17 protein-coding genes are annotated in these 16,897 nt (G+C 72.0%); 11 read left to right on the top strand and 6 right to left on the bottom strand.

Features of this window, described 5'->3' with window-relative positions:
* Positions 1 to 14: 14 nt before the first annotated feature.
* The gene (locus tag ACH54P_RS16545) at positions 15 to 806 is read right to left on the bottom strand and encodes an isocitrate lyase/PEP mutase family protein (protein WP_489913635.1); all 792 of its coding nucleotides are present in this window, start codon (positions 804 to 806) and stop codon (positions 15 to 17) included.
* A gap of 76 nt (positions 807 to 882) precedes the next feature.
* On the opposite strand from ACH54P_RS16545, the gene ACH54P_RS16540 reads away from it, so the two are divergent.
* Genes ACH54P_RS16540 through ACH54P_RS16530 form a run of 3 tightly spaced genes read left to right on the top strand, consistent with a single transcriptional unit; the run spans position 883 to position 3,820 of the window.
* A complete protein-coding gene (locus ACH54P_RS16540; protein WP_489913633.1) occupies positions 883 to 1,761 on the top strand; it encodes a LysR family transcriptional regulator in 879 nt (292 codons plus the stop codon).
* The gene (locus tag ACH54P_RS16535; RefSeq protein WP_489913631.1) at positions 1,758 to 3,020 is read left to right on the top strand and encodes a hypothetical protein; all 1,263 of its coding nucleotides are present in this window, start codon (positions 1,758 to 1,760) and stop codon (positions 3,018 to 3,020) included. The genes ACH54P_RS16540 and ACH54P_RS16535 overlap by 4 nt, the downstream gene beginning before the upstream one ends.
* Positions 3,021 to 3,073: 53 nt before the next feature.
* Positions 3,074 to 3,820 (top strand): ferritin-like domain-containing protein, encoded by a 747-nt coding sequence (locus ACH54P_RS16530; protein WP_489913629.1) that lies wholly within the window; start codon positions 3,074 to 3,076, stop codon positions 3,818 to 3,820.
* On the opposite strand, the gene ACH54P_RS16525 is transcribed toward ACH54P_RS16530, so the two are convergent.
* On the bottom strand, positions 3,817 to 4,917 hold the full coding sequence (locus ACH54P_RS16525) for a Shedu anti-phage system protein SduA domain-containing protein (RefSeq protein ID WP_489913627.1): 1,101 nt from the start codon (positions 4,915 to 4,917) through the stop codon (positions 3,817 to 3,819). The two genes, ACH54P_RS16530 and ACH54P_RS16525, sit on opposite strands and share 4 nt — an antisense overlap.
* A 105-nt stretch (positions 4,918 to 5,022) precedes the next feature.
* Positions 5,023 to 5,574 (bottom strand): TetR/AcrR family transcriptional regulator, encoded by a 552-nt coding sequence (locus ACH54P_RS16520; protein ID WP_489913625.1) that lies wholly within the window; start codon positions 5,572 to 5,574, stop codon positions 5,023 to 5,025.
* Between the two features lie 76 nt (positions 5,575 to 5,650).
* On the opposite strand from ACH54P_RS16520, the gene ACH54P_RS16515 reads away from it, so the two are divergent.
* Positions 5,651 to 6,262, top strand: coding sequence for an FMN-dependent NADH-azoreductase (locus tag ACH54P_RS16515; protein ID WP_489913623.1), 612 nt, complete (start codon positions 5,651 to 5,653; stop codon positions 6,260 to 6,262).
* Positions 6,262 to 6,576: a DMT family transporter gene (locus ACH54P_RS16510; RefSeq protein WP_489913621.1), complete on the top strand. Its 315-nt coding sequence runs from the start codon at positions 6,262 to 6,264 to the stop codon at positions 6,574 to 6,576. The genes ACH54P_RS16515 and ACH54P_RS16510 overlap by 1 nt, the downstream gene beginning before the upstream one ends.
* Here the strand turns inward: ACH54P_RS16510 and ACH54P_RS16505 are convergent.
* On the bottom strand, positions 6,566 to 8,578 hold the full coding sequence (locus ACH54P_RS16505) for a prolyl oligopeptidase family serine peptidase (RefSeq protein ID WP_489913619.1): 2,013 nt from the start codon (positions 8,576 to 8,578) through the stop codon (positions 6,566 to 6,568). The genes ACH54P_RS16510 and ACH54P_RS16505 overlap by 11 nt on opposite strands.
* Positions 8,579 to 8,690: 112 nt before the next feature.
* Here ACH54P_RS16505 and ACH54P_RS16500 point away from each other — a divergent pair, with 112 nt between their 5' ends.
* The gene (locus ACH54P_RS16500) at positions 8,691 to 9,686 is read left to right on the top strand and encodes a neutral zinc metallopeptidase (protein WP_489913617.1); all 996 of its coding nucleotides are present in this window, start codon (positions 8,691 to 8,693) and stop codon (positions 9,684 to 9,686) included.
* Here the strand turns inward: ACH54P_RS16500 and ACH54P_RS16495 are convergent.
* Positions 9,683 to 10,252 (bottom strand): TIGR03086 family metal-binding protein, encoded by a 570-nt coding sequence (locus ACH54P_RS16495; protein WP_489913615.1) that lies wholly within the window; start codon positions 10,250 to 10,252, stop codon positions 9,683 to 9,685. The two genes, ACH54P_RS16500 and ACH54P_RS16495, sit on opposite strands and share 4 nt — an antisense overlap.
* Before the next feature lie 83 nt (positions 10,253 to 10,335).
* Between ACH54P_RS16495 and pdxR the strand changes: the two genes are divergently transcribed.
* The 3 genes from pdxR (at position 10,336) to ACH54P_RS16480 (ending at position 12,725) form a co-directional block, all read left to right on the top strand.
* Complete coding sequence (pdxR, locus tag ACH54P_RS16490; protein WP_489913613.1) at positions 10,336 to 11,748, top strand: MocR-like pyridoxine biosynthesis transcription factor PdxR; 1,413 nt, start codon at positions 10,336 to 10,338, stop codon at positions 11,746 to 11,748.
* Positions 11,745 to 12,191, top strand: a complete 447-nt coding sequence (locus ACH54P_RS16485; RefSeq protein WP_489913611.1) for a hypothetical protein — start codon at positions 11,745 to 11,747, stop codon at positions 12,189 to 12,191. Before pdxR ends, ACH54P_RS16485 begins: the two co-directional genes overlap by 4 nt.
* 102 nt (positions 12,192 to 12,293) lie before the next feature.
* Positions 12,294 to 12,725, top strand: a complete 432-nt coding sequence (locus tag ACH54P_RS16480) for a CBS domain-containing protein (protein WP_489913609.1) — start codon at positions 12,294 to 12,296, stop codon at positions 12,723 to 12,725.
* Between the two features lie 58 nt (positions 12,726 to 12,783).
* Here ACH54P_RS16480 and ACH54P_RS16475 read toward each other — a convergent pair whose 3' ends face one another.
* Positions 12,784 to 14,340 (bottom strand): DUF4139 domain-containing protein, encoded by a 1,557-nt coding sequence (locus ACH54P_RS16475; RefSeq protein WP_489913607.1) that lies wholly within the window; start codon positions 14,338 to 14,340, stop codon positions 12,784 to 12,786.
* An 85-nt stretch (positions 14,341 to 14,425) separates the two neighbouring features.
* Between ACH54P_RS16475 and ACH54P_RS16470 the strand changes: the two genes are divergently transcribed.
* Together ACH54P_RS16470 and ACH54P_RS16465 are read left to right on the top strand one after the other, a co-directional pair.
* A complete protein-coding gene (locus ACH54P_RS16470) occupies positions 14,426 to 16,231 on the top strand; it encodes a Xaa-Pro dipeptidyl-peptidase (RefSeq protein WP_489913605.1) in 1,806 nt (601 codons plus the stop codon).
* On the top strand, positions 16,231 to 16,893 hold the full coding sequence (locus tag ACH54P_RS16465) for a YdcF family protein (protein ID WP_489913603.1): 663 nt from the start codon (positions 16,231 to 16,233) through the stop codon (positions 16,891 to 16,893). Before ACH54P_RS16470 ends, ACH54P_RS16465 begins: the two co-directional genes overlap by 1 nt.
* Positions 16,894 to 16,897 lie beyond the last annotated feature (4 nt).

Raw genomic sequence — 16,897 nt, 5'->3', positions numbered from 1 at the left:
GAGCTCCGCCCGGGTCAGCCGAACGCCTGCTGCAGTTCCGAAATCGGCGGCAGGTCGGCGACGAAGCCGAACCGGCCCGCCCGCATCTCCTTGGCTCCGTCCATGAAGGACTTCAACGCGAGCCGGGACAGCGCCGCGCCGATGCTGACCCGCCGGACGCCGATCCCGGCCAGCTGCTCCAGGGTGATCGACGGGTCCGCGAACCCCATCACGACGTTGACCGGCTTGCCCACCGACGACACGACCGCGCGCATCTCCTCCAGCGTCCGCAGTCCCGGCGCGTACAGCACGTCGGCGCCCGCTTCCTCGTAGGCCTGCAGACGCCGGATCGTGTCGCCGAGGTCGTTGACCCCGAGCCAGAGGTTCTCGCAGCGGGCGGTGAGCACCACCGACCGGGCGCGGGCCGTCTCCACCGCCGCGCGGACGCGGTCGACCGCCAGGCCGAAGTCGTAGATCGGGGTGCGGGTGTCGCCCGTGTGGTCCTCGATGGACGCGCCGACCACTCCGGCGTCGGCCGCCGCTTCGATCATCTTCGCGGCTTCGGCCGGTTCGTCGGCGAAGCCGTTCTCGAGGTCGGCGTTCACCGGCAGCGGCGTCGCCTCGGCGATCTCCCGGCAGTTGTCCAGGATCTCCGCCCGGGTCGCGCGGGCCCGGCCCACGACGTTGGCCACACCCAGGCTCGTCGTGGCCAGGGCTTCGAAGCCGAGACTCGCCAGCAGCCGGGCGGTCCCGGCGTCCCACGGGTTCGGCAGCAGGAAGGGTTCGGGACGTTCGTGCAGGGCGCGGAACTGCTCGACGGTCGTCATCGCTCCAGCTTCCCGCCGTCCCGTCCATCGGACAAATGCATAGTTTTCAGACCAGCCGATCAGGAATACTGATCGGGTGACGGTCGACGAGCTCGAAACCTTCGTCTGCATCGCCGAGGTGGGCGGGTTCACCGAGGCGTCGCGGCGGCTGCACCGGTCGCAGCCCGCGGTGAGCCGCCGGATCCACGAACTGGAACACGGCCTCGGCGCGCCCCTGTTCGAACGCGCCGGCCGCCGGGTCACGCTGACCGACGCGGGACGCGCGTTGCTGCCGCACGCCGAGGCCGCGCTGGCCGCGATCCGCGACGGCGAGCGAGCGGTCCGGGAGCGCGGGACGACGTTCCGGCTGGCCATCGTCGGCACCCTGGCCGACTCGCAGGTGGTGGACGCGCTGCGCGAGTTCACCGCGCGGCGGCCGGTCGGCATCGACCTGCGCACGGCGACCAGCCGCGAAGTGAGCGCGCTCGTCCGCGGCGGCGAGGCCGACCTCGGCGTGCGCTACCACCCGGACGCCGACCTCGAATCCATCCCGCTCGGCGACGAGAAGCTGCACGTCGTGCTGCCGGCCGGCCACCGCGTCACGGCCGGGCGGCTCCCGGACCTGGGCCCGCTGCGGGACGAGAAGTGGCTGGGCTTCCCGGCCGAACGCGGCGGTGCCGGCTCCTTCCGCGGCCTGCTGGAACACCACCTGGCGGCGGCCGGGCTGACCGACCCCACGATCACGACGGTGGACAGCCTGACCGCCCAGAAACGCCTGATCGAGGCGGGTTTGGGAGTCGCGCTGATGCCCCTGGCGAGCATCCGCGAGGAACTGCGGATCGGCAGCCTCCGGACGGTGGAAGTGTCCGGTGTGGACGCCCGCGTCCCGGTGGTGGCGGTCCGCCGCCCCGGCGGCCACCCCCACCCGGCGGCCGACGAGTTCCTCGCCGTGCTTCGGGAAAGCGGAATTCGATGAGCGACGACTACGTCCTGGCCGGATACGCCGTGATCTCGCCTCCGTCGGGAGCAGTGTCGGTGAGTTCCTGCGTCGTGGACCTGGTGGTCGCCGATCCGGACCGGGACGACTGGTTCCCCGACGCCGCCTCGGCCGCCCGCGCCGGCTTCCCGGTGTTCGAGATCGGCTTCCCGGCCGACGACGTGCCGGTGCTGCTGGAGGAGTTCGCGGCGGCCGGGTGGGCAGCCGACGCCGGCGGCCTGCCCACCCGGCTGGCGCGTCCGGAACCCTTGCGCCACCGGACCGGCGGGCAGTTGGCGGGGTTCGAGCCCGTGGGTTTCGACACGGGGTGGTGCCACTCCTGGACCTGCCTCGACGGCCTGGTCGACGACGTCCGCCGCGCCACGGGCATCCGCGCCGAGCGCGGGCTGATTTCGGACGAGCGAGCGGCGCGGGAGGCGGCCCGCTGGCTGACGGCGTCCGGGCTCGGCGACCCGAAGGTCTTCTTCTGGACCGTGGCGATGGTGCTCGCTCCACCGCTCGGACGAGAATTCGGTGGTCCGCCGGGCGGCTCGGCGCCTATCGTGCCGCCGACGACATCGAGGGGACAGCGGATGCGGCTCGCCGGACGGGAGTGGCGGACGGTGGTGAGCACCGCCCGGTTGGACGGCCGCGCCTACCGGGTGATCCGGCCGGCGCGGCCGATCGTCCACGCGTCCCTGCGCGAACAGCGCTACGGGGCCCAGCTGTCGGTCGGAAAGACCGAGACCGCGGATTTCGCGTGCGCGTGGTGGCTGGCGGCACGCTCGCCGCGCAGCATCGTCCACCTTCCGCTGCGGTCGGGCGCGTCGAGCTGCGGCGAGGAGGACGGCGGCCGGAAGCTCGATCTGGTGCTGCTGCACCACAGTCTCGGGTTTCCGGCGTCCCGCTGGAAGCGGCTGCGCGCCCGGCTGTCCCCGCCCGCGCCGCACAAGGTGACGCTGCCGCCGCGCGCCTTCCCGCCCGCGGACCACACGCGGTACCACCACCGGGAGTTCCGCGACCACCTCCGCTGGACGATCGCCGCCGACACCCTGTTCGTCACCGGCAGCCGGCGCGCCTTCGAACTCGGGGGTGAGGAGGTGCGCGCCCTCGCCGAGGATGCCCCGGCGCACCTCGCCGAAGAGCCCGACGCCCACTGCTGCGCGGAGATCGCGATCGGCGTCTGGAGCTTTAATCCCCGGCGGAACCCGATGGCGTTGCTGCACGTCGAGCGCTGCACGCGGCCCGGGCTTCACTGAATCTCCACCGAAGCCGCCCACGAAGTCCACAGGTGCCGGGCATCATCGGTGCGATGACGGACGCGCACTGGCTCCAGGACTTCGAAACCGAGGCCGAACGCAGGCGGCAGCGCGAAGACCCGCCGTGGTCGCGCGGGGCTCGCCTGCACCCCGACGTCGCGCGCAGCGTGCAGCGGTTCCAAGTCGGCGAAGCCGGCGACGGCGCCAACCTCATCGCGAAGGCCGCGGGCGACGACGTCTACCTCGCCGCCGTCAAGCTGTTCGTGGCGGAGGAGCAGAACCACGCCCGGATGCTCGCCGAGCTGCTCGCCGCCGCCGGGGTGCCCACCATCGCGAGCCACTGGTCGGACACGGTGTTCGTGCGGTTGCGCCGGGCGCTCGGGCTGCGGCTGGAACTGATGGTGCTGCTCATCGCGGAGGTCGTCGCGCTGCGCTACTACCGAGCCCTCCGCGACGGCGACGACGACCCGCTGGTCACGCAAGTGGCAGCCCGCATCCTCGCCGACGAGGAGCGGCACGTCCCGTTCCACTGCGCCCGCCTACGCATCGGCTTCGCCGGCTTCCCCAAGCCACTGCGCGCGGCGGTGTTCGGCGCATGGCGGGTGCTCCTGCTCGGGGTGGCGATCACGGTAGCCGCCGACCACGGCCCGGCCCTGCACCGCCTCGGCGTCGGAAGGCTGGTGTTCGTCGCCGACGTGCTCACGGCGTTCGAAGCCGCGCTTGCGCGGATCCGGGGAGAGGAACCGAAGCCGAAGCCGCGATACCTGCCGAAACGGGCCCGGCCGCGGGGGCTCGTCTAGTCCTTCTCGCCATCGATGGAGAGGGAGCGCTCGGCGTTGTCCAGCAGTTCCTTGTAGGTGATCACGGTGATTCGGGCGTGTTCGGCGTTGTAGGCCCGAAGCGTCTCCGCGATCTCCTGCTCGCTGAACTGCGGTTGGAACGCCGGATGCCCGATCACGACGGTGCCGGTGGCCCGCCGGGACTCGATGCCGTACTCGCGACGTATCGCGTCGCGATCTTCGTCGAAGGCGGTGAGATAGTTCGAGACCTGGCTTGTCGCTTCGTGGACCCGTCGGTCGACGATCAGGCCGAACGTGCGGTAGTTCCGGACCAGCGGCACGTTCGCCCGCTTGAGCTCGACGACGTGGAGCGAGCCGTCGGGACGCAGGAGCGGAATGTCGACCTCGGTTCCGGTGGTGAAACGACGCCGATTCGCTTCCCCGACGTAACTTCCCCCGAAGAGCCAGTAGGAGCCTTGGAGCGCTCGCTGAAGGTGGGCTTCGGTGCTGTTCGGATTTTCGACGACGTCCCGGATCACGGACAGCCGCTCCCGGCGAAGTTGGAGATGAGCTGCCTCGACCAGGCTCGTCAGCTGGATATCCGACAGGTCGAAGACTCCGGCTTCGTGGCCGAGATCCGCGTGCATTCTTCGGGTCAGAACTTCGGCCAGCCAGACCTGTGTCTCGGTGTCGAGGCGGAGGATCCGGTAGTGACCCCGCTCGCGGTCTTCGACCACCCTGGTCGACAGCTCACTGAGTCTCTCGAGGTGGTTGACGAGTTCCGCGGCCGTGGCCCCCGGGTTCTCGGCCAGGTACTTCTTGGCTTGGTGGGCGCCCAGAGCATGCGCGTTGGAGCTCATCAGTTCGACCGCGTGGAGATTGGTCTCCCGCGCGTCGTAGAGCTGGTACCGCCGGGTCACATCGTTGGTCAGAATCCGGCCCGTCGCGTGCCCGATCAGGTCGTCCAGGCGATCGGCCGTTGCCGTGTCGCCGGCCGCCAGTGCTTCGCGGCGGGCGAACTCGGCGAGTTCCAGCATCTTCTTCCCGCCCCGGTTCCGAGACCCGGCCAGGTGCTCACGCAAGTCGGCGACCCCGGCGCTGACGTCCGGGTCGGTCACGTGCTCCTCGATGCAGTCGAGGAGCAGCCTCGTGACCTGGTCCGAACGGATGGTCTTGCGCGATCCGTCGGTGTGGGGCGTCGGGGTCTCCAGTCAGAGTGCCTGTCAGGAAAGCGACCGCAGCGCCAGCTCCCGCAGCGTCCGGACCAGCCGCTCCGGCGACACGCCCCGGCTCATCTGGTGCAGGAACAGCTCCGGCGCCAGCGGGGCCAGCAGCACGTCAGCCAGCACATCCGGATCCGCAGCCCCTGCCGCCTCCGCCAGGACCCGGACGTGGGTGCGCCAAAACCCGTACGCCCCCGTCGTGAAGCGGGAATGGCCGACCTCCGTGCCCAGCACCAGGGGCGCGTGACGCTCCAGCAGTTCCACCATCGCTTCGTAGAACGCCGCCAGCCGCAAGGCCGGAGAGGCGCCCGGGCCCAGGGGCGGGTCGCCGCGGAGTAGCGACTCCTGCAGGCGGCGCTCGTGCTCGTCGAGGAGGGCGACGGCGATCGCCGCGCGGTCGGGGTAGCGGCGGTACAGCGTTCCGCGGCCGACGCCGGCCGCGCGGGCGATGTCCTCCATCGTCACCTCGGCCGCGCCGCGGGCGGTGAACAGCTCCTCCGCCGCCGCGAGGATCTTCGCGCGGTTGCGGGCCGCGTCGGCGCGTTCGGGCATGGCGTCAGCCTAGGGAATATCCGGACACGGCGTCCAGTTGAGTCAAGCGGACACCGTGTCCACTTGAGGAGGAACCGTGACCCACCTGCTGCACCTCGACTCCAGCGCCCGCCGCACGTCGTTCTCGCGCGAGCTGTCCGCCCGGTACGCCGCCACCTGGGAAGGCACCCGGACCTACCGCGACCTCGCCGCCGACCCCGTCCCGGTGATCGGCGAGGGCTGGACCGAGATCTGCGACGCGCTCCTGACCGCGGGCATCACCGATCCCGCGCGCTACGCCGACGTCGTCGCGACGCCCTCCCGGAAGCAGGCGTGGGCGATCGTCGAGCCGCTGCTGGCCGAGCTGCTCGAAGCCGACGTCGTCCTCATCGGCGCGCCGATGTACAACTTCTCGATCCCGGCCGCCCTGAAGGCGTGGATCGACCAGGTGACGTTCCCGCGCATGGATCTGCAGGGCAAAGCGTTCGTCATCGCCGGCGCCCGCGGCGGGACGTACGCGCCCGGGACGCCGAGGGCCCCGTTCGACCACCACGAGCGCTACCTGCGCGACTTCATCGCCGGGCACTACAACGTCGACGACGTCCGGTTCGTGCACGCCGAGCTGACCAACGCCCTCGTCGACCCGCACCTCGCCGCGCGCGACGGTGAGCGGAAGGCTTCGCTCGAAGCGGCACTGGAGGCGCTCTGATGGGCTGGGTGACGCTCGTCTTCGCCGGGCTCGTCGAGATCGCCTGGTCGCAGAGCATCAAGCCGACGGAGAGCTTCACGAGACCGTGGCCGACGCTGCTGTGCTTCGTGCTCGGCGCCGCCGCCGTCTACCTGCTCTCGCGCGCGATGGACACCGTCCCGGTGGGCACCGCCTACGCGGTGTTCACCGGGATCGGCGCCGTCGGCGCGATCGTGCTCGGCGTCGTCGTGAACAAGGACCCGCTGAGCGTCGGCCGGGTGGCCGCGCTGGCCCTGATCGTCGGCGGCGTCGTGCTCGCGCGGGTCACTTCGTGAGCTGCTCCCACAGGAACTCGAACACCAGCGCCCACTTGAACGCCAGCTGCTCGTTGTCCGCCGCGGCGCCGTGGCCGCCTTCGATGTTCTCGTGATACCGGACGTCGTGCCCCTGCTCACGCATCCGCGCCACCATCTTGCGGGCGTGGGCGGGGTGCACGCGGTCGTCGCGCGTCGACGTCACGAACAGCGAAGGCGGATACGCACGTCCACTGTGGACGTTCTGGTACGGCGAGTACTTCGCGATGTACTCCCATTCCGCGGCCTCGTCCGGGTCGCCGTACTCGGCCATCCACGACGCGCCGGCCAGCAGGAGGTGGTAGCGGCGCATGTCCAGCAGCGGCACCTGGCTGACGATCGCGCCGAACCGGTCCGGGTAGCGCGTCAGCATGACGCCCATCAGCAGCCCGCCATTGCTGCCACCCTGGATGCCGAGCTTCTCCGGCGTCGTGATGCCCCGCGAAACCAGGTCCGCCGCGACCGCGGCGAAGTCCTCGTACACGCGGTGGCGCTCGGCCTTGATCGCCTGCGTGTGCCAGCCGGGCCCGTACTCGCCGCCGCCGCGGATGTTCGCGACGACGTACGTGCCGCCGCGCGCGAGCCAGCCGCGGCCGATCATCCCGCTGTAGGACGGCGTCAGCGAAACCTCGAAGCCGCCGTAGCCGGTCAGCAGCGTCGGGCCGCCTTCGGCACCGGACGGCCGGACGACGAAGTACGGGATCTTCGTGCCGTCCTCCGACGTCGCGAAGTACTGCGCCACGCTCATGCCCGAAGCGTCGAAGAACGCCGGAGCCTGCTTCAGCACTTCGACCTCTTCGCCGACGTGGCCGTAGCTCAGCGTCGACGGCTGGAGGAAGCCGCTGGAGTTGAGCAGGTACTCGTCGCTGACGTCGGGGTCGGTGTCGAAGATGTCCGCGCTGCCGAACTCGGGGCCGCCGGACAGCGGTTCCTCCGCCCAGCCGTCCGGGCCGGGCGTCAGGGTGCGCAGCTCCGTGCGGACGTCGCGCAGCGTGCCGAGCAGCAGGTGGTGGCGCGTCCAGGCCCAGTAGTCGAGCGAGGTGTGCTCGTCGGGCGTGAAGAGCGTGGTGAAGGCCCGGTCACCGGCCATGAAGGCGTCGAACGGGATGGCGATGAGCGAACCCGCCGGGTGCTCGGTCCCGCCGACCGCCCACGCCGTCCGCGGCCGCACCAGCAGCCATTCGCGGTGGACGGACGCGCTCGCGTCGTCGGGGACGTCGATCTTGACCAGCGCCTCGGGCGTCCGCAGGTACAGCTCGGAGCGGTAGAAGTCGATCGCGCGGCTGACGAAGTCGCGTTCGAAGCCTTCGGTCGGGTCGTGGGACGCGCCGATCGAGACGTCGTCGGGCTTGCCCTCGTAGACCGTGACGGCTTCCTCGAGCGGCGTGCCGCGGCGCCACTCCTTCGCCAGCCGCGGGTAGCCCGAGCTGGTCAGCGTGCCCTCTCCGAAGTCGGTGCCGACGTAGACGCGGTCTTCGTCGATCCAGCCGATCCGCGTCTTCGCCTCGGGGAGGGTGAAGCCGCCGTCGACGAACTCGTGCGCGTCGAGGTCGAACTCGCGGACCACTGTGGCGTCCGCGCCGCCGCGGGACAGCTCGACCAGGCCGCGGCGGTAGCCCGGCCGCAGCACCGTGGCGCCCTGCCAGACCCAGTTCTCGCCCTCGGCCTCGGCCAGCGCGTCGACGTCGAGCAGCAGCTCCCAGTCGGGCTCGGCCTGGCGGTAGGAGTCCAGCGTCGTCCGCCGCCACAGGCCGCGCGGGTGGGTCGCGTCCTGCCAGAAGTTGTAGAGGAACTCGCCGCGGCGGCGCACGTACGGGATCCGGTTGTCGGCGTCGAGCACCTCGCGCAGCTCGTCACGCAGCTCGGCGAAGCGCGCTCCGGTGGTCAGCTCGGCCAGCGTCTCGTCGTTGCGGGCGCGCACCCAGTCCAGCGCGTCGCCGCCGGTCACGTCTTCCAGCCACAGGTACGGATCCTCGACACTCATGCCGACAGTTTCGCCTGCCCACGGTCCTGGTGGCCACCGGGCGGCGTTTTCGTTTCGTGATCCTTCCCTCCCGGGCGGTCCGTATGCTGGTCGGACCAAGCAGGGGGAGAACGTGAACGACGACGGATACCCCGGTTTTCCCGCGCCGCCGGGCGGGGACCGGTCACCGGAACCCGCGTGGACGCCGGAGCCGAGCCCCTGGGCGCCGAACTGGGCCGCCGCGCCACCCGTCCCGATCGCCCCGCCGCGCAACCGGCTCTGGGGCGCCGTCGGCGGGGTCATGGTCGTCGTCCTGGCCATCTCCCTGATCGCCGCCACCATCCCCCGCCGGGTCGACGGGCGCGCGTTCGCCGCGCAGGGCGCCGACACCGGCCGCGCGTACAGCGGCGGCTCGGACGGCAAGCCGCCGAAGGCCGTGCCTGAGCTGGCCCGCAACCCGCTGCTCGCCGACGGCATCAGCCCCGGCCCCGCCACGTGCTCCCTGCCCGACCTCGGGCGCGCCCCCGAGCAGCTCCAGGCCTACTACCGGGCGCTCGTCGAGTGCCTCGAACAGTCGTGGCGCCCGGCACTGGCGAAGGCGAACGAACCGACGCTGACCGCCACCGTGTCGATCACGCTGCCCGAGCACAGCGCGTGCGGCGAAGCGCCGACGGAGAACGAAGCCGTCGCCTACTACTGCGGCGGCGACACCACGATCTACGCCCCGACCGAGTGGATGCTGTCCGACGCCGGGCTCAACAAGGCGCGGCACATCGCGACGATCGCCCACGAGTACGGCCACCACGTGCAGCGCGAGAGCGGCATCCTCGCCGCGGCGGCGGACAAGATGACCTCGCCGGACGAGGACAGCGCGGCCGACAAGGAGGTCGTCCGCCGGATCGAGCTGCAGGCGAACTGCTTCGGCGCCCTGTTCCTGTCGGCCGTCGCCGGCTCGGGCTCGGTCAGCCGGTCGCTGGCGAACGCCGCGGTCGCCGACTACGGCCGGGCCAACGACAGCGACACCCACGGCTCGCGCGAGCACCAGCTGTCCTGGGCGAAGGCGGGCTACGACGGCAAGGCCACGAAGGCGTGCGACACGTGGAGCGCGCCGGTCGCCGAGGTGAGCTAGGCCGTCCAGGCCGGGTCGCGGCCGAGGAGCGCGAGGAACCGGTCGAGTTCGTTCGCGTCCCCGGGCACCTCGACGCTGCGGGCGAACGAGCCGTTGACTTCGCGGCCCTCGTCCGGGATCCGCTCGGCCAGCTTCAGGGCGACGTGGACGGCTTCGGCGTCGGGCTCGTAGGGCAGGCCGAGCGTGCGGGCCAGGTCCCAGCCGTGCGCGACGGTGTCGACGAGGTGCATGTGCGCGGCGATCGTGCCGGGGAACGTGCCGAAGTGGTTGATGGTGAGCTGCCGGTTCAGCACGGCGTCGTCGGCCATGGCGTCGAGGAAGTCGTCGACGGACGCCCGGTAGGCGGCGTACGCGTCGTCGCCGAGCTCGCCGGCGTCCCAGTCCGGGGCCGAGCCCTCGCGGGCCGCGGTCGCGAAGGCGTGGTTCTCACTGACCTGGTGGCGGAGCAGATCGGCCAGCGTCCAGCCGGCGCACGGGGTCGGGCGGGCGAGGTCGGCGGGCGTCGCGGCGGCGACGAGCTTGTCGAGGACGAGCAGGGTGCGGCGGTCGAGTTCGCGGAGATCCATGCTTCGCACGCTAGGCGGGGGAGCGGACCACGAACAGTGCCAAATCCATGGGATGTCCGGTGGGCCAATCTAGACTCGAGCCGGTGGACGTCCACATCGACCTGGCCGGGACGCGCGGCCACCGCGACGCGATCTACCGGCAGCTGCGCGCGGCGATCCTGGCCGGCCGGATCCGGCCCGGGGAGGCGCTGCCGCCGACCCGGGAGCTGGCGCAGCGGCTGGCGGTCTCCCGGACGACGGTCAGCGCGGCCTACGACCGGCTCACCGCCGAGGGGTTCCTCGCCGGGCGCGTCGGCTCGGGCACCTTCGTCACCGGTTCCGCGGCGGCCCGGCCGTCGGCGTCTCCCGTTTCGGGGCTGCGGCCGCTGCCGGAGTGGGACGCCGTCCCGCCGCCGCCCGCGCCGTTCGCCCCGGCGCCGGAGTTCGACTTCCGGCCCGGCGTCCCCGATCTCTCGCTGTTCCCGTTCGACACGTGGCGCCGGCTCGTCACGCAGCGGCTGCGCGCCGGCCAGGCCGACCTGATGACCTACGGCGACCCGCAGGGCCACGCGGCGTTGCGCGCCGAGATCGCCCGGCACGCCGGGGTCTCGCGCGATGTGCGGGCGAGCGCGGACCAGGTCGTCGTCACCGCCGGCGCCCAGCAGACGACCGACCTGGTCGCGCGGGTGCTGCTGCGGGCCGGTGACCTGGCGGCCGTCGAAAACCCCGGCTACCCGCCGCCGCGGCTGGTGCTCGGCGCGCGCGGGGTCCGGGTCGCGCCGGTGCCCGTGGACGCGTCCGGGATCGTCGTCTCGGCGATCCCGGCCGGGACGCGGCTGGCGTACGTGACGCCGTCGCACCAGTACCCGCTGGGCCTGGCGATGTCGCTGGACCGCCGTCTCGAACTGCTCGACTGGGCCGAGCGGAACGACGCCGTGCTCGTCGAGGACGACTACGACACGGAGTTCCGCTACACCGGGCGGCCGCTGGAACCGTTGCACAGCTTGGATTCCCGCGGCCGGGTCGTGTACGTCGGGTCGTTCTCGAAGGTGCTTTCGCCGGCGCTGCGGCTGGGTTTCCTCATCGCCCCGCCGTCGCTCGTGCCGGCGTTGGTCAAGGCCCGGTACCTCACCGACTGGCACGCGCCGAACGTCGAGCAGGCGGCGCTGGCGGCGTTCATGGCCGAAGGCGGTTTCGCCCGGCACGTCCGGCGGATGCGGAAGGTCTACCGCGCGCGCCACGAGCTGCTGTCCGGCTTGCTCGCGCGGGATTTCGCGGACTTCCTGACGCCGTTGCCGTCGAGCGCGGGCCTGCACCTGAGCGCCGGTTCCGCGGCCGATTGCGGAGGTTTGGTCCGCGCCGCGCGACGTCGCGGCGTCCGGCTGTATTCGCTGGGGGACTTCGCCGTGGGCGAGCGGCGGCCCGGGCTCGTCTTCGGCTACGGTGCGGTCGCGGCCGAGCGGATCGAGCCGGGACTGGCCCGGCTGCGGGCGCTGGTGGACGAAGGAGCGGCATGACCGACGACGTGATGGTGGCGATCGACGCCGGCCTGCGGCAGCACATCGGCGGCGACCGCGCCGGCGCGTATGCGACCTTCACGGAGTTGTGGGCTTCGATCGGACCGGACGGCGATCCGCTGCACCGCGTCGCGCTCGCGCACCACATGGCCGACGTCTGCGACGACCCGGCGGAGGAGCTCGAGTGGGACCTGCGGGCGTTGGCGGCGGCCGATTCGCTGACGGACTCGCGGGCCCAGGAGTACCACTCGTCGCTGGCCGTGCGCGGCTTCTACCCGTCCCTGCACCTCAACCTGGGCGAGGACTACCGCAAGCTCGGCGACCTGGCCGCGGCCCGCGAGCAGCTGGCCCTGGCGCGCTCCCGCCTCGACGCCCTGTGCGACGACGACTACGCGGCCGGGATCCGGCTCGCACTGGACGGCCTGGCCGAACGCCTCGGCTGAATCGGTTCGAATACCACGAAGACGCCCCGTTTGCCGGACTTTCGCCCCGGCCCGGGTGGCCCTAACCTGTGGTGATCCAGCTCACCGACGGGAAGGATCGCCATGCGGATTGCGGATCTGCTGCGCAAGAAGGGGTCGGCGGTCGCGACGGTCACCCCCGAGACCACGGTGACCACGCTGCTGGCCGGACTGGCCGAACACAACGTGGGCGCGATGGTGGTCGTCGCCCCCGACGGCTCGATCGCGGGAATCGTCTCCGAACGCGACGTCGTCCGGCGGTTGAACGAGCACGGCCCGGGCCTGCTCGACGGGCCGGTGTCGGAGATCATGACGAAGCTGGTCGCGAGCTGCGGCCCGGACGACTCGGTGGACCAGCTGTCGGTCCTGATGACGGAGAGGCGCATCCGCCACGTCCCCGTCCTCGCCGACGGCCGCCTGGCGGGGATCATCTCCATCGGGGACGTGGTGAAGAACCGGATGGAGCAGCTCGAGCAGAGCCAGGAGCAGTTGCAGGCCTACATTTCGCAGGGTTAGTCCTGGTCGCGTGTGCTCGCCGGACCTTCCGGCGAGCACACGCTGCGGTCCGGGTGCTTCACTCCCGCCAGCCCGAAAGCTCCACGCCCTTCGCGACATCCACCCGGTACGACAGCTTCACCTCGCCCGTCTCACCCGGGCCCAGCGTCAACTTCCACGTGAACTCGCCCAAGGCCGACGTCTCCGCCGGCTCCGGTGACGTCTTCACGTCCCGCACCGTGATCGTGTCGTCCCGGGATACCGGTGCCTGGTCCAGCACAGTCACCACCGCCTCACGCGGCCCGTGGTTGCCGACCGAAATGCGGTACTCCGCCTCCCGCCGCTTCTGCCCGGACAACGTCGCCTTCGAAGCGGTGCGGCGCACGAGCTCCCGCTCGACGCGAATCCGGTCGTCGACCCCCAGCGCCAGTTCCAGTTCCTCCCCGGGAGCCCACGCCTCCAAGACCGTCGTCCCGACGAACTCGGCGTCGTGGAACACCGAAGCCCGCCCGGGCCGCAGCGCCTGCGGAGACGTGTTCACCACCGTCGCCCGCAAGTACGCCTCCTCCGCCAGCACCGGCGCCGTGACGTACCCCAGCGAAGCGGTGAGATCCAGCTGCGCCAACGTCGTCCGGTGTCCCTGCGCGCCGGACGGCACCGCCACCGGGCGCGACGGCCGGTACGTGACCGCCGTCGTGCCCTGTTCCACTGCCGCGAACTTCGGCGCCATGGCCGGAGCCGCCGCCGCGAATCGCGCCATCTGCGCGCCTTCGGGGATGCCCCCGCCCGTGCCGCCGTACGCGGCCGCGGGCGCGGGCGGGACCGGATGCACCCGGTCGAGGTACCACGGCTGGAGTTCCGGCACCACGACCGAGACCGCCGGCCGCGCCGTCGACAGCGCCAGTTCGCATTCCGGCCAGTCCTCGCCGGTGTGCTGGGTGACCAGCCCGTACGACAGCACCGTGACGTCGGTGCCGCGCACCCGGACGTCGTAGCCCGGTTCCCAGCTCGCACCGGGGACCACATAGGACAGTTCCAGCTCGGCCGAACCGGACGGCTCCGAGATCTCCAGCTCCACCACCACCGACGTACTGTCCTCTTCGGACCGCGCACTGTGGGATCCGATCCGGCGGTCCAACGCCGCGAGGTCTTCGCGCAGCCGGGTGATCCGGTCGGAAACCACCCGGCGAGCCTTCAACGCCGCCGCCAGCCGTGCGCTGAGCGCGTCGGTCACCTCGCCGACCCGGGACGGCTCGGCGGTCCCGGCGGCCAGCGCCTTCGCGAAGCTGCCGCCACTGCGCTTCGCGAGCGACCTCAGCAGATCCACCTTCATCGTTTCGGCCGCTTCGTCGTCCAGAACGCCGTCCAGCGCGGCTTGGTCCGAACGCCGTTGCTCGACCAGCGCCCGCAAGGCGGCGTCGGCCGGCGCGGCGTGCCGCTCCGTGCGGACGTCGACGCCGGTGATCAGCGCGGGCCCGGTGCCGGTGACGCGCACCGAAGCCGGGTCGAGGGTCAGGGGCAGCCCGGCGAACGTCAGGTGCGGCCCGCCGTCGAGCGGAGCCCGGCCCCGGCGGGTGATCCGGGCCTGCTGCGGGTAGACGGTCACGGCGGCGATCGGCGCTTCCACGGTCGGCATGCCCCCGACGTTAGTCTCTTGACACTCCCGAGGCCGGGGCGGAAGTCTCGACGGGTCGTCCGCTTCGCCCGGCTTGGGGGTTTGAGTGAAAGCCGCACGAACCGCAGTCCTGTTCCTCGCACTGGCGACCTTGCCGCTCACCGTGGGCACCGCCGAAGCCGCGCCACCCTCGCCGGTGTTCACCGGCGGCCAGGCGCAACCGGTGTTCGACCCCGCCGACGTCGTCCGCGAAGACGTCTGGGTCACCGCGCCGGTCGACAGCGACCACGACGGCGCCGACGACCTCGTGCACGCCCAGGTCGTGCGCCCGCGCGCCACGCAGCAGGGCCTGAAGGTGCCGGTCGTGTACCAGGCCAGCCCGTACTACGCCGGCGGCAACGACGTCGCGAACCACGACGTCGACGTCGAGCTGTACGCGCCCGGCCACGCCCGCGGCCCGGAAGGCCCGCGCGTCGCCGCGCACGGCGTCGGCCCGGCCACCCCGATCACCTGGCGCTACCAGGACTACTTCACCGCGCGCGGCTTCGCCGTGGTGTACGGCGAATCGCTCGGCACCGGCCTCTCGACCGGCTGCCCGACCACGGGTGACGTCAACGAGACGATCGGCGCGCGCTCGGTCGTCGACTGGCTCAACGGCCGCACACCCGCGCGCGACGCCGCCGGCGCGGCCGCGAAGGCGGACTGGAGCACCGGCAAGACCGGCATGATGGGCGTGTCCTACAACGGGACGCTGCCGAACGCCGTCGCGAGCACCGGCGTCGAAGGCCTCGAGACGATCGTGCCGATCGCCGCGATCTCCAGCTGGTACGAGTACTACCGCCACGACGGCGCGGTTGTCGCGGCCGGCGGGTTCCAGGGCGAGGACGCCGACGTGCTCGCCGAGTACGTCTACACCCGCGAAGACCGGCAGATCTGCCGCCCGGTGATCGACGGGCTGGTCCGCGACCAGGACCGGGTGACCGGCGACTACACGCCGTTCTGGGACGTCCGCAACTACCGCGACGACGTCGCGAAGGTGCACGCGTCGGTGCTCGCGGTGCACGGCCTCAACGACTGGAACGTCAAGACCGAGCAGGTCGCGACCTGGTACGAGGCGCTGAAGGCCCACGGCGTCGAGCACAAGATCTGGCTGCACCAGTCCGGCCACGCGGACCCGTACTCGCTGCGGCGCGACGTCTGGCTGACGACGCTGAACAAGTGGATGTCGCACTACCTCTACGGGATCGACAACGGCATCCAGAACGAGCCGAAGGCGACGATCCAGCGCGAGGACCTGTCGTGGACCGACGAGGCGGACTGGCCCGCGCCCGGCACGTCCGACGTGCGCGTCTACCCGTGGCCGGGCGGCCGCTCGAAGGGCGCCATCGACACCCGCAACCCGGTGCCGGGCACTGCCGCCGTCGAAACCCTGGCCGACGACGCGACGAAGACGATCGAGCAGCTGGCCGGGCTCGCGTCGTCCGGAAACCGGCTGCTGTACGCGACTTCGGCGGCGAAGCAGTCCGTCCGCCTCTCCGGCACCGCGCGCGCCGACCTGGCGCTGGCGTTCGACCGGCCCGCGGCGAACGTCTCGGCGATCCTGCTCGACCGCGCCCCCGACGGCACGTCCCACGTGATCAGCCGCGGCTGGACCGACCCGCAGAACCGCACGTCGCCGGCGCGCACGGAACCGATCACGCCCGGGCGGACCTACCGGGTCGGCGTCGAGCTGATGCCGAAGGACTACGTCCTCGCGGCGGGCCACCGGCTGGAGTTCCTGCTGGCCTCCAGCGACCACGACTACACGCTGCGGCCGAAGCCGGGCGCGGGCCTGGCGCTCGACCTGACGAAGACCTCGGTGACGCTCCCGGTGACGGGTGGGAAGCCGGCCCTGCGAGCCGCGTTCGGGTGATGCTGCCGGAACACCTCCGCGCGGACGTCCGCACGTTGTGGGACTACCACGACCTGCGTCACGCACCGCGGCGGTCCGACGTCGGCGTCGGGCTCGGGAGCCGGGATCCCGGCGTGGCCGCCCACACGGCGGAACTCTTCCACGCCGGGCGGTTCCCGCTGATCGTCTTCACCGGGGCCAACGCGCCGACGACGGTGGACCGCTTCCCGCGCGGCGAGGCGGTCCACTACCGCGAGATCGCGCTGGAGCTCGGCGTGCCCGACGACGTGATCCTGGTCGAGCCGGAGGCCCGCAACACCGGGGACAACATCGCGTTCACCCGGCGGCTGCTCGCCGAGCGCGGCGTCGCGGTCGGGTCGGTGACGCTCGTGTCGCGGCCCTACCAGCAACGCCGGGCCTACGCCACGGCCAAGCGGCTGTGGCCGGGCGTCGACATCGTGTGCGCGTCGAAGGCGGTCTCGCTCGAGGACTACCTCACCGGCATCGAGGACGTCGACCGCGTGATCGGCATGCTCGTCGGCGAGACCCAGCGGATCACCGAGTACGCCGCGCGGGGCTTCGCGATCCCGCAGGAGGTCCCGGCCGGCGTCGCGCGGGCGTTCGGCCGGCTGGCCGACGCGGGGTTCACGCAGCGCCTGCTGCCGCGTCGTCACCATCCGTAAGCGT

The organism is Amycolatopsis sp. N2S4-7 (assembly GCF_058119595.1).
Note: the sequence above shows the minus strand (reverse complement) of the source record. Positions and strands in the feature narration are given on the sequence as shown.

Excerpts from the sequence above, each read along its gene's own strand:
- ACH54P_RS16545 (WP_489913635.1), bottom strand. The coding sequence starts at position 806 with ATGACGACCGTCGAGCAGTTCCGCGCCCTGCACGAACGTCCCGAACCC.
- ACH54P_RS16535 (WP_489913631.1), top strand. The coding sequence starts at position 1,758 with ATGAGCGACGACTACGTCCTGGCCGGATACGCCGTGATCTCGCCTCCG.
- ACH54P_RS16530 (WP_489913629.1), top strand. The coding sequence starts at position 3,074 with ATGACGGACGCGCACTGGCTCCAGGACTTCGAAACCGAGGCCGAACGC.
- ACH54P_RS16520 (WP_489913625.1), bottom strand. The coding sequence starts at position 5,574 with ATGCCCGAACGCGCCGACGCGGCCCGCAACCGCGCGAAGATCCTCGCG.
- ACH54P_RS16510 (WP_489913621.1), top strand. The coding sequence starts at position 6,262 with ATGGGCTGGGTGACGCTCGTCTTCGCCGGGCTCGTCGAGATCGCCTGG.
- ACH54P_RS16505 (WP_489913619.1), bottom strand. The coding sequence starts at position 8,578 with ATGAGTGTCGAGGATCCGTACCTGTGGCTGGAAGACGTGACCGGCGGC.
- ACH54P_RS16495 (WP_489913615.1), bottom strand. The coding sequence starts at position 10,252 with ATGGATCTCCGCGAACTCGACCGCCGCACCCTGCTCGTCCTCGACAAG.
- ACH54P_RS16485 (WP_489913611.1), top strand. The coding sequence starts at position 11,745 with ATGACCGACGACGTGATGGTGGCGATCGACGCCGGCCTGCGGCAGCAC.
- ACH54P_RS16480 (WP_489913609.1), top strand. The coding sequence starts at position 12,294 with ATGCGGATTGCGGATCTGCTGCGCAAGAAGGGGTCGGCGGTCGCGACG.
- ACH54P_RS16475 (WP_489913607.1), bottom strand. The coding sequence starts at position 14,340 with ATGCCGACCGTGGAAGCGCCGATCGCCGCCGTGACCGTCTACCCGCAG.
- ACH54P_RS16465 (WP_489913603.1), top strand. The coding sequence starts at position 16,231 with ATGCTGCCGGAACACCTCCGCGCGGACGTCCGCACGTTGTGGGACTAC.